The organism is Streptomyces sp. NPDC059668, from assembly GCF_042734135.1.
Classification (GTDB): domain Bacteria; phylum Actinomycetota; class Actinomycetes; order Streptomycetales; family Streptomycetaceae; genus Streptomyces.
The window spans coordinates 1-9826 of the sequence record NZ_JBHWEL010000044.1 but is presented as its reverse complement, the minus strand read 5'-3'; the positions used below and the strand labels follow the sequence as shown (position 1 = coordinate 9826).

General features: G+C 69.4%; 7 protein-coding genes and 1 pseudogene. All 8 read left to right on the top strand.

The features are described 5' to 3' along the window. Positions 1-205: 205 nt before the first annotated feature. Entirely contained in the window at positions 206-3163 is a 2958-nt protein-coding gene (locus ACFV2J_RS26955; RefSeq protein ID WP_385081608.1) for a M14 family zinc carboxypeptidase, read from the top strand. 190 nt (positions 3164-3353) lie between these two features. Next, a complete protein-coding gene (gap, locus tag ACFV2J_RS26950; protein ID WP_099940776.1) occupies positions 3354-4364 on the top strand; it encodes a type I glyceraldehyde-3-phosphate dehydrogenase in 1011 nt (336 codons plus the stop codon). Between the two features lie 129 nt (positions 4365-4493). Further along, on the top strand, positions 4494-5705 hold the full coding sequence (locus tag ACFV2J_RS26945; protein WP_385081607.1) for a phosphoglycerate kinase: 1212 nt from the start codon (positions 4494-4496) through the stop codon (positions 5703-5705). A 6-nt stretch (positions 5706-5711) separates the two neighbouring features. Next, positions 5712-6488 (top strand): triose-phosphate isomerase, encoded by a 777-nt coding sequence (gene tpiA, locus ACFV2J_RS26940; protein WP_385081606.1) that lies wholly within the window; start codon positions 5712-5714, stop codon positions 6486-6488. 103 nt (positions 6489-6591) lie between these two features. Then, positions 6592-6822, top strand: coding sequence for a preprotein translocase subunit SecG (gene secG, locus ACFV2J_RS26935; protein WP_102907469.1), 231 nt, complete (start codon positions 6592-6594; stop codon positions 6820-6822). Positions 6823-7057: 235 nt separating this feature from the next. Then, entirely contained in the window at positions 7058-7393 is a 336-nt protein-coding gene (locus tag ACFV2J_RS26930) for an RNA polymerase-binding protein RbpA (RefSeq protein WP_003957010.1), read from the top strand. Between the two features lie 577 nt (positions 7394-7970). Continuing rightward, complete coding sequence (locus tag ACFV2J_RS26925) at positions 7971-9242, top strand: MFS transporter (RefSeq protein WP_385098184.1); 1272 nt, start codon at positions 7971-7973, stop codon at positions 9240-9242. A gap of 72 nt (positions 9243-9314) precedes the next feature. Further along, a pseudogene (locus tag ACFV2J_RS26920) lies at positions 9315-9826 on the top strand (glucose-6-phosphate isomerase); the annotation flags it as partial.

The following is a 9826-nucleotide window of genomic DNA, read 5'->3' as shown; positions in this document are numbered from 1 at the left end:
ACAACAAACCCCTCTTATTGGTCTCAAAACTGGGGGGCTTGCGGGGCCCATTCCCCCCCATAAAAACAAATCCGCGGGGGCCATCCCCAACTTGGGACATCGGCACCGGCGTTTGCCTGTCTGTGAGGCGCCCTTGACTTGACCATGAAGTGTCATGAGCCTGGCATCTGTTCGCCACTGTGGCGGACACACGCAAGGGGGGCTCATGAGACCAAGAGCGAGAGCGATCCTCGCTGCGGGCGCACTCCTGCTGGGCGGAGCGGGCATGGCGCCCGTCGCCCAGGCGCAGAGCGGGAGTTCACCCGGACCCGACGCGAACGCCGTCAAGGTGTTCCACGCCGAGGTCACCAAGCAGCAGATACCCCTGCTGCTCGCGGCCGGGCAGGACGGCCACGAACTCGGCGACCGGTCCGCGAAGAACGGCAAGAGCGCGGTCGAGGTCTACCTGACCGACAAGCAGGCGCGGAAGCTGGAGAAGCAGGGCGTCGAGCTCACCGAGCACACGCTGTCGGCCAGGACCGAGGCACGTGTCGAGGGCGCGGCTCAAGGCGTGTTCCGGCCGTACAGCGGAAAGGGCAATCTCCAGGAGGAGATCGTCAGGACCGGTGCGGCCCATCCCGACCTCACCAAGGTCGTCTCCATCGGCAAGACCCTCAAGGGCCAGGACATCCTCGCGCTGAAGCTGACCAAGGGCGCGAAGAAGACGAAGGACGGCTCCAAGCCGTCCGTGCTGTACATGTCCAACCAGCACGCGCGCGAGTGGATCACGCCCGAGATGACCCGGCGTCTGATGCACTACTACCTGGACAACTACTCCACGGACAAGCGCATCAAGAAGATCGTGGACTCGACCGAACTGTGGTTCGTGCTGTCGGCCAACCCGGACGGCTACGACTACACGTTCCAGGGCGAGGACGAGCGCCAGTGGCGCAAGAACCTGCGGGACGTGAACGGCGACGGCGTCATCTCCACCGGCGACGGCGTCGACCTGAACCGCAACTTCGCCTACAAGTGGGGCTACGACGACGAGGGTTCGTCCCCCAACCCCACCAGTGAGACCTACCGCGGCGCGACCCCCGGCTCCGAGCCCGAGACCCGGGCCCTCGACGCCTTCGAGAAGCGCGTCGACTTCACGTACGGCATCAACTACCACTCCGCCGCCGAACTGCTCCTCTACGGAGTGGGCTGGCAGGTGGCCACGCCGACCCCGGACGACGTGCTCTACAAGTCGCTCGCCGGAACCCCGGAGAAGTCGGCGATCCCCGGCTACCACCCGCAGGTCTCCTCGGAGCTCTACACCACCAACGGTGAGGCGGACGGCCACGCGGGCAACGTCAACGGCATGGCGATGTTCACCCCCGAGATGTCGACCTGTCAGACCGCCTCGAACCTCGACCCGAACGACGCCTGGAACGCCGCGGACTGCGCCTCGGTCTTCACCTTCCCGGACGACGAGAAGCTGATCGAGCAGGAGTTCGAGAAGAACGTCCCGTTCGCGCTCTCCGTCGCGGAGACCGCCGCCCACCCCGACCAGCCCTCGTCCTCGGTCGGCATCGACGCCCCCGACTTCACCCCGGCCGCCTTCACCACGTCGTACTCCCGTGGGGCGGACCAGGAGGTCTCCGTCGTCGTCCGCAAGTCCGTTCGCGACAAGGAGCTCAAGTACCGCGTCAACGGCGGCCGGACCCGGGACGCGGCGCTCAAGTCCTGGCGCGGCGGCGAGACCTACGGCGGCGCGGACAACCTCTACTTCGACGAGTACCGCGCCAAGGTCAAGGACGGCGACCGGGGCGACAAGGTCGAGGTCTGGTTCACCGGCGAGACCAGGAGCGGCAAGAAGACCTCCAGTCCGCACTTCACCTACACCGTCGCCGACCGGCCCGTCGCCGACACCCTCGTCGTCGCCGAGGAGGGCGCGGCCGCCACGCAGTCCCAGGCGTACGTCGACGCCCTGAAGGCCAACGGGAAGAAGCCCCTCGTCTGGGACGTGGCCACCCTCGGCGCGCCCGACGCGCTCGGCGTGCTCGACCACTTCAGGACGGTCGTCCACTACACCGGAGCCGCACGGCCCGCGAACGCCACCCAGCTCCAGCTGCGCGCCTTCCTCAACGAGGGCGGGAAACTCGTCGAGGCGGGCGAGCAGGCCGGCGGCAACGTCGACCTCGGCGGCGGCAACCTCTCCAACGACTTCAGCCAGTACTACCTCGGCGCCTACTCCCGCACGTCCACCCCGGGAGCCAACGGCTTCACCGGCTCCGGCAAGCTCGCCGGCTTCACGGGAGCGCTCGGGGACGCGCCCGGCAACCCGCTGAACACCGCGGGCACCTACGGCGTCACCTCGGACACGCTGTCCGCCGCCCAGTACCCGCAGTTCGCGTCCAGCGCGGGCGCCGGCCAGTTCGCGGGCACCGTCAACCCGTACGGGCCCTACGCCGGCTCGTCGATGGCCGCCGCGGTGCACACCGACGACTCCTACAAGCGCCTCACCCGCACCATCAACCTCACCGGCGTCAGCGCCGCCGACAAGCCGGCGCTGCGCACCCAGCTCCTGTGGGACACCGAGCCCGGCTACGACCACGCCGTCGTCGAGATCCACACCACCGGGGCCGACGACTGGACGACGCTGCCCGAGACGGGCGGCGCCACCAGCGCCGAGGTACCCGCGGAGTGCGAGGCCGGATTCCTGGTCCACGAGCACCCCTGGCTCAAGCACTATCTGACCGTCAACGCGTCCAGCTGCGCCAACACCGGCACCAGCGGGGCCTGGAACAGCTTCACCGGCGCCTCCAGCGGCTGGCAGCAGGTCGCCTTCGACCTGAGCGCGTACGCCGGGAAGTCGGTGGAGGTGTCCCTGAGCTACATCACCGACCCGAGCTCCGGCGGCCACGGTGTCCTCGCGGACGACACCTCCCTCGTCGTCGGCGGGGCGGCCACCGAGACGGAGGGCTTCGAGACCTCCCTCGGTCCCTGGAGCGTCGCCGGACCGCCCCCGGGCAGCCCGGCCGTCCTCAAGGACTGGGCGCGCTACGGAGAGTTGTTCAAGACGTACGGAGGGATCACCACCGGTGACACCGTGCTGCTGGGCTTCGGCCTGGAGCACGTCACCACGGCGGCCGGCCGCGCGGCCCTCATAGGGAAGGCGCTCACCGCTCTGAAGAGCTGATTTCAGGCGCGTGCCTCGTCAACATCGAGGGTGTTCCGTACCCCTACTGGTGGGTACGGAACACCCTGCCGTGTATGGGGCATCTCAATGTCACTCCAGACGTCTCAGGGAGGTAGGGTTCTAGGCGGTCGGGGACATCCCATACAACTCGCCGGCACGTGAGCCGGCGTACCAACGAGGAGATCGGTTCGTGACGATCCGCGTAGGCATCAACGGCTTTGGCCGCATCGGTCGTAACTACTTCCGCGCGCTGCTGGAGCAGGGTGCTGACATCGAGATCGTGGCTGTCAACGACCTGGGTGACACCGCGACCACCGCTCACCTGCTCAAGTACGACACCATCCTGGGCCGCCTCAAGGCCGAGGTGTCGCACACCGCCGACACGATCACCGTCGACGGCCACACCATCAAGGTGCTCTCCGAGCGCAACCCCGCCGACATCCCGTGGGGTGAGCTCGGCGTCGACATCGTCATCGAGTCGACGGGCATCTTCACCAAGAAGGCCGACGCCGCGAAGCACATCGCCGGCGGCGCCAAGAAGGTCCTGATCTCGGCTCCGGCCAAGGACGAGGACATCACCATCGTGATGGGCGTCAACCAGGACAAGTACGACCCGGCGCAGCACCACATCATCTCCAACGCCTCCTGCACCACCAACTGTGTGGCGCCGATGGCCAAGGTTCTCGACGAGAACTTCGGCATCGTCAAGGGCCTGATGACGACGGTCCACGCGTACACGAACGACCAGCGCATCCTGGACTTCCCGCACTCGGACCTGCGCCGCGCCCGCGCCGCCGCCGAGAACATCATCCCGACCACCACCGGTGCCGCCAAGGCCACCGCCCTGGTCCTCCCGCAGCTCAAGGGCAAGCTCGACGGCATCGCGATGCGCGTCCCGGTCCCGACCGGCTCGGCCACCGACCTGGTCGTGACCCTCCAGCGCGAGGTCACCAAGGACGAGGTCAACGCGGCGTTCAAGAAGGCGTCCGACGACGGCGACCTCAAGGGCTACCTGGCCTACACCGAGGACCCGATCGTCTCCTCGGACATCGTCGGCGACCCGGCCTCCTGCACCTTCGACTCCTCCCTGACCATGGTCCAGGAGGGCAACTCGGTGAAGATCCTCGGCTGGTACGACAACGAGTGGGGCTACTCCAACCGTCTCGTCGACCTCACGGTCTTCGTCGGCGGCCAGCTCTAAGTCCCGGAGCCAGGCACCTCGATGTGAGCACAGGGCTCGGGCAGCGCAAGGCCGCGCTGCCCGGGCCCTGTCTCGCGTACGGATCGATCAGCCCTCTCGGATCTCAAGAGCCTTCCTAGGAGTCCCCTCATGAAGACGATCGACGAACTCATCGCCGAAGGCGTGGACGGCAAGCGGGTCTTCGTCCGCGCCGACCTGAACGTGCCGCTGGCCGACGGCCTCATCACGGACGACGGCCGCATCCGCGCCGTCCTGCCCACCGTCAAGGCGCTGGCCGGAGCGGGCGCCAAGGTGATCGTCGCCTCCCACCTGGGCCGTCCCAAGGGCGCCCCGGACCCCGCCTTCTCCCTGCTGCAGCCCGCCGAGCGGCTCGCCGAACTCCTCGGCGCCCCGGTCGCGTTCGCCCAGGACACCGTGGGCCCCGCCGCCCACGACGCCGTGAAGGGCCTGGAGCCCGGCCAGGTCGCGGTCATCGAGAACCTGCGCTTCAACGCGGGCGAGACGTCCAAGGACGACACCGAGCGCGGCGAGTTCGCCGACCAGCTCGCGGCTCTGGCCGATGTCTACGTGGGCGACGGTTTCGGCGCCGTGCACCGCAAGCACGCCTCCGTGTACGACCTCCCGGCCCGCCTGCCGCACTACGCCGGCTACCTCATCGCCACCGAGGTCGGCGTCCTGAAGAAGCTCACCGAGGACGTCAAGCGCCCCTACGTCGTCGCCCTCGGCGGCTCCAAGGTCTCCGACAAGCTCGCCGTCATCGACGAGCTGCTCGGCAAGGCCGACCGGCTGCTCATCGGCGGCGGCATGGCCTTCACCTTCCTCAAGGCGAAGGGCTACGAGATCGGCGCCTCCCTCGTCCAGGACGACCAGCTGCCCGCCGTCTCCGAGTACGTCGAGCGCGCCGAGAAGAACGGCGTCGAACTGGTCGTCCCGGTCGACGTCGTGACCGCGGCGCAGTTCCCGGACCTGAAGACCAAGGCCCCGTCCCACCCCACCACCGTCGCCGCGGACGCCATCCCGGCCGACGGGATGGGGCTCGACATCGGTCCCGAGACCGGTGCCCTGTACGCCTCGAAACTCGCCGACGCGGCCACCGTCTTCTGGAACGGTCCGATGGGCGTCTTCGAGCACCCCGACTACGCCGAGGGCACCAAGGCGGTCGCCCAGGCCCTCGTCGACTCCCCGGCCTTCACGGTGGTCGGCGGTGGCGACTCCGCCGCGGCCGTCCGCACCCTGGGCTTCGACGAGAAGGCATTCGGCCACATCTCGACCGGTGGCGGCGCCTCCCTCGAATACCTCGAGGGCAAGACGCTCCCCGGCCTCGCCGCACTGGAGGACTGACCTTTTATGAGCACGCGCACGCCGCTGATGGCGGGCAACTGGAAGATGAACCTCAACCACCTCGAGGCCATCGCGCACGTCCAGAAGCTCGCCTTCGCCCTGGCCGACAAGGACTACGACGCCTGTGAGGTCGCCGTCCTGCCGCCCTTCACCGACCTGCGCTCCGTGCAGACCCTGGTCGACGGCGACAAACTCAAGATCAAGTACGGCGCCCAGGACCTCTCGGCGCACGACTCCGGTGCCTTCACCGGCGAGATCTCGGGCCCCATGCTGGCCAAGCTGAAGTGCACGTACGTGGCGGTCGGTCACTCCGAGCGACGCCAGTACCACGCGGAGACCGACGAGATCGTCAACGCCAAGGTCAAGTCCGCGTTCAAGCACGGCCTGACCCCGATCCTCTGCGTCGGTGAGGAGCTGGAGGTCCGCGAGGCGGGCAACCACGTCTCCCACACGCTCTCGCAGGTCGACGGCGGTCTCAAGGACGTCCCGGCCGAGCAGGCCGAGTCGATCGTGATCGCGTACGAGCCGGTCTGGGCCATCGGAACCGGCAAGGTCTGCGGTGCCGGCGACGCCCAGGAGGTCTGCGCGGCGATCCGCGGCCGTCTGGCCGAGCTGTACTCCCAGGAGCTGGCCGACAAGGTCCGCATCCAGTACGGCGGCTCCGTGAAGTCCGGCAACGTCGCCGAGATCATGGCCAGCCCCGACATCGACGGCGCGCTCGTCGGTGGGGCGTCCCTGGACGCCGACGAGTTCGTCAAGATCGTCCGCTTCCGCGACCAGTGAGTATGCGGTAGCGGCGATCCGTCGTACCCTTGCGGGGGTCTGGTGAGTGTCACCGGACCCCCGTCGTCCATCCAGTTCCGAGGAAGTTGGTCCAGCCGTGGTTTTGGGGTTCTCGATCGCCCTGATCGTCTTCAGCCTGCTGCTGATGCTGCTGGTGCTGATGCACAAGGGGAAGGGCGGCGGCCTCTCCGACATGTTCGGTGGCGGCATGCAGTCGTCCGTCGGCGGCTCCTCGGTCGCCGAGCGCAACCTCGACCGCATCACCGTGGTGATCGGTCTGCTGTGGTTCGCGTGCATCATCGTGCTGGGCATCCTGATGAAGGTCAACAACTGATCAGCGGCTGACATCGGTACGGCAGCACAACCGCACAGTACGCAAGCAGGATCCACACGTAAGGCCCCATGTCCGGTACGCGCCCGCGGGCGCGGCCTATCATGGGGCTTGCGTCTAGGGGTGGGGTGTAACTCCTAACACTGGACGCGCGTTGGGCCTTACGTAGACTGAGGCGCTCGCAGCGAAGCGTCACGCCGACTCGCTTCGCGGCACCATCACGCAGGGAGTTACGACCGTGGCAAGTGGCAACGCGATCCGAGGAAGCCGGGTCGGGGCGGGGCCGATGGGCGAGGCCGAGCGTGGCGAGTCCGCGCCCCGGCTGCGCATCTCCTTCTGGTGCTCCAACGGGCACGAGACGCAGCCCAGCTTCGCCAGCGACGCGCAGGTCCCCGACACCTGGGACTGCCCGCGCTGCGGCTTTCCCGCCGGGCAGGACCGGGACAACCCGCCGGACCCGCCGCGCACCGAGCCGTACAAGACGCACCTGGCGTACGTACGGGAGCGGCGCAGCGACGCGGACGGCGAGGCGATCCTCGCCGAGGCGCTCGCCAAACTGCGGGGCGAGATCTAGGAGTTGCGAACCGGCCGGACACCGAGGGGTGTCTGGCCGGAGATGTTTCGCACGATGTCCGCGTACGGAATCGGTGTGCCCGCGCGCACGCCCACAGGCCGTACGCGACCGACCGCGTGCCCGAGCCTCCGTCCCGTGTCTTTGCCTCCGGTCCCGTGTCCCCGTCTCCGGTCGGTCGGGGGTGTGCGGCGGCCACGCGGGGCCTCCGGCGAACCGTGCGTGGTCGTTGTGGCGCCGTCCGTGAGCACGCGGTGGGTGTGGGGCCCGTGAGCGGGGTCCGCGCGCCCGGCCCGGCGTCCGGGTGGCTTCCCGCTCCGGCCTCCCCCCGTCCGAGTGGCTTTTTGTCCGTGGCCGAGCCTCGCCCGGCGGCCTTCCCGTAACGCCGGCTCGGTGCCGGCGCCTCGTCCGGGCCCGGGCGTCCCCGTGTCTCGCGGCGGCCCGGGCGGGCTCGTCCCGGGCGCCGACGGGCCGCGCGCGCCGCACGTCCTGAGCCGCGCGGGCCGCCGCACCCGCTCCCGGCCCGATTGTCAGTGGTGCCCCCTACGGTTGTCGAAGTGGCGACAGTGGAGGGGGCGTTGTGGCGGCGGTCGAGGCGACGGGCGTGCGGGTGCCCGCGTGGCGCGGGGGATTCGGGCGGCTGTGGAGCGCCGCGGTGGTGTCGCGTTTCGGGGACGCGCTGCGCACCGCCGCGCTGCCGCTGATCGCCGTGCGTCTGACGGACGACCCGCTCGTCGTCGCGTCCGTCACCGCCTGCGGCTACCTCCCGTGGCTGCTCTTCGGGCTGCTCGGCGGCGCGGTCGCCGACCGGGTGGACCAGCGCCGGGCGATGTGGGCCGTGGACACCTTGCGGGGCACGCTCGTCGCCTGCTTCGGCCTCGCGGTCGGGCTCGGCCACGCCTCGATCGGCCTGCTGATCGCGCTCGCCTTCGCCCTGACCAGCCTCCAGACCCTCTTCGACAACGCGTCCACGGCGCTGCTGCCGTCCCTGGTGGACAAGGAGGCCCTGGGCAGCGCCAACGCCCGGCTGATGACCGGCCAACAGCTCGCCGGCGGCTTCCTGGCCGGCCCGTTCGTGCCGCTGTTGCTCGCCGCCGGGGCCGCCGTGCCGTTCGTCGCCGACGCCGCCACCTATCTGCTGGCCGCCGCGCTCGTGGCCTCCCTGCGGATCGTGGCGCCCGAGCGGGACCCCCGGCCGGCCGGAAGCACTCTGCGCACGGAGGTCGCCGAGGGACTGCGCGCCCTGTGGCGCGACCGGGTGCTGCGCGCGGTCTGCACGGCCACGCTGCTCTGCAACATCGGCATGGGCGCCCTGATCGCCACCATGGTGCTGCACGTGACCGGCTGGCTGCACGCGGGAAACGCGGGCTTCGCCGCCGCGATGACGGCCTACTCGGCGGGAAGCCTGGCCGGCGGAGTACTGCTCGCCCAGCGTGTCGCACGCCGGTTCGGACATGTCCGCGGCCTGCTCCTGGGCGGAAGCGTCCAGACGGCGTCCCTCCTGCTCATCGGCACCGTCCGCCAGCTGGGCGCCCTCCTGGTGGGCATGGTCCTGCTCGGAGTGATGAACATGGTGTGGAACGTCAGCCAGGTCACGCTGATGCAGCAGCGCAGTCCCAAGGCCATGGTCGGCCGCATCAGTGCCGCCTTCCGGACCGCCTCCACCTCCGGGGCCCCCGCCGGTGCCCTGCTCGGTGGCGCGGTCGCCACGGCGTACGGGCTGAACGGGCCCGCGCTGTTCGCGGCGGCGCTCTTCGCATGCGCCGTCGCTTCGCTGATACCCGCGCTCAAGCCGGACGTATCTGTTGTTGAGCCGGACGACGGCGTGACGACAGCTCACGTCAAGCCCTGATCAATTAGGTTGGGACCGGCAGCGGGGCGAGGTACGCAGCAGCGCACGCAGGAGAGAAGGCGGAAGTCAGAGATGAACGCAGACACCCGTACCAGGCTCGACCGGACGCCCGAGTGGGCCGCTCTGGGGGAGCACCGCGAGGAGCTCGCCGAGACCCATCTGCGGGACCTGTTCGCAGCCGACCCCGGGCGCGGCTCCGGGTACACCCTCCAGGTAGGCGATCTGCACATCGACTACTCCAAGCACCTCGTCACCGACGAGACACTGCGGCTGTTGCGCGAGCTGGCCGTGGCGACGGGTGTGTTCGGTCTGCGGGACGCGATGTTCCGCGGTGAGAAGATCAATGCGACCGAGGGGCGTGCGGTCCTGCACACGGCGTTGCGTGCGCGGCGGGATGCGGTGGTCGAGGTGGACGGGGAGAACGTCGTCCCGGCCGTCCACGCGGTCCTCGACCGGATGGCCGCTTTCGCGGAGCGGGTGCGTTCGGGCGAGTGGACCGGTCATACCGGCAGGCGTATCAAGAACGTCGTGAACATCGGGATCGGTGGCTCCGACCTGGGCCCGGCGATGGCTCATGACGCGCT